General features: G+C 69.7%; 1 protein-coding gene. It reads left to right on the top strand.

The features are described 5' to 3' along the window. A partial coding sequence (locus GSQ76_RS09145) for a hypothetical protein (protein ID WP_216850968.1) occupies nt 1-1,385 on the top strand: 1,385 nt, incomplete at both ends.

The raw sequence follows: 1,385 nt of genomic DNA, 5'->3' as shown, positions 1-1,385 counted from the left end.
GACACCAACGGGTTGCTGTCGGCGACCGGCACTGGCGTGTCCGGGTCGGGCACCAAGACGCTGACGCTGGCGGGCACGCTGGCGCAGGTGAATGCGGCGCTGGCGACGCTGAAGGATAGCGATCCGACGACGCCATCGGACACGATCACGCTGAACGCCACCGACAGCTTCGGCAACGTCGCTGCGGCCAAGAGCGTGGCGGTGACGGTGAACGGCCTGCCGGTGACGGCTGCCCCGGCGACCGTCATCGCCGGCGTAGGCAAATCCTTGGCGATCGCCGGGGTGAGCGTGTCGGAGACCGGCAACACCAGCAGCGAGACCTTCACGGTCGTGCTGGCCGACACCAACGGCCTGCTGTCGGCCACAGGCGCGGGCGTGTCCGGCTCGGGCACCAAGAGCCTGACCATCACCGGCGCGCTGGCGGCGGTGAACGCCTCGCTGGCGACGCTGAAGGACGTCGACGGCACCACTGGGGCCGACACGATCACGCTGGCCACCACGGACAGCTTCGGCAACACGGCCGCCGCGGCCAGCGTCGCGGTGACGGTCAACGGCCTGCCGGTGCTGGCGGTGCCGGCAACGGCGGTCGTGGGCGTGGGTCAGCCGATCCCGGTGAACGGGCTGAGCCTCTCGGAAACCGGCAACACCACGGGTGAGACGTTCACGGTCACGCTGGCCGACACCAACGGGTTGTTGTCGGCGACCGGCACCGGCGTGACTGGCTCGGGCACGACCAACCTGACCATCGCGGGGACGCTGGCGCAGGTGAACACCGCGCTAGCCAGCGTGACCGACAACGATCCGACGACGCCATCGGACACGATCACGCTGAGCGCGGTCGACAGCTTCGGCAACACGACCGCGGCCAGCACGAGTGTGACGGTGACGGTGAATGGCCGTCCGGTGATCGGCTCGCCGGCGGCGGCGATCATCGGGGTCGGCCAGGCGGCGCTGATCGACGGGGTGAGCCTGTCGGAGAGCGGGACGTCCACCGGCGAGACGTTCACGGTGAAGCTGACCGACACCAACGGCTTGCTGTCTGCCACGGGTTCGGCGGTGAGCGGGTCGGGCACCACGTCGCTGACGGTGTCGGGGTCTGCCAGCCAGGTGAATGCCGCGCTGGCCACGCTGATGGACACGGACGGCACCACGCCGTCCGACACGATCACGCTGACGGCGCTGGACAGCTTCGGCAACGCGGCGCCGACGACGACGATCGCGGTGACGGTGAACGGCCTGCCGGTGATCGCCGCCCCGGCGTCGGTGGTTGCCGGCGTAGGCAAATCCTTGGCGGTTGCCGGGTTGGGCCTGTCGGAGAGCGGGAACACCACGGGTGAGACGTTCAAGGTGGTGGTGGCCGACACCAATGGCGTGTTGTCGGCGAC

The organism is Acidisphaera sp. L21 (assembly GCF_009765685.1).
GTDB lineage: Bacteria > Pseudomonadota > Alphaproteobacteria > Acetobacterales > Acetobacteraceae > LMUY01.
The sequence above is the reverse complement of the archived record's forward strand: the minus strand, read 5'-3'. Positions and strand labels throughout refer to the sequence as shown.